The following is a 512-nucleotide window of genomic DNA, read 5'->3' as shown; positions in this document are numbered from 1 at the left end:
ATGGCTGCGACGACACAAGCGGTGGGTGCGGTGAGTGAGGCGCCCTTGTTGGACAAGCGCTGGTTAGCGTTTGCGTTTGGGATTTACACGGTATTTTACTTATGGGTTCGTTGGTACGAGGGAGTGTACGGATGGAGTGCGGGGTTGGACGCGTTTGCGCCGGAGTTTGAGAAGTACTGGATGAACTTCTTATACACGGAGATTGTTTTGGAGGTGACGACGGCGGCGCTGTTGTGGGGGTATTTATGGAAGACGCGGGACCGCAATTTGGACGCGTTGGCGCCGCGGGAGGAGCTGCGTCGGAACATGACGCATTTGATTTGGCTGGTGGCGTATGCGTGGGCGCTTTACTGGGGGGCCAGTTATTTTACGGAGCAGGATGGGACCTGGCACCAGACGATTGTGCGGGACACGGACTTTACGCCCAGTCACATTATTGAGTTTTATTTGAGCTACCCGATTTACATTATTACTGGGTATGCGTCGATGATTTATGCGCACACGCGGCTGCC

1 protein-coding gene is annotated in these 512 nt (G+C 54.7%); it reads left to right on the top strand.

Going from position 1 to position 512, the window contains the following annotated elements; genetic code table 11:
* The coding region (locus tag ACYQ3M_RS11635; protein WP_460036245.1) for a methane monooxygenase/ammonia monooxygenase subunit C at positions 1 to 512 on the top strand (512 nt) is incomplete at both ends.

The sequence above is a fragment of the Methylothermus subterraneus genome (assembly GCF_054656915.1).
Note: the sequence above shows the minus strand (reverse complement) of the source record. Positions and strands in the feature narration are given on the sequence as shown.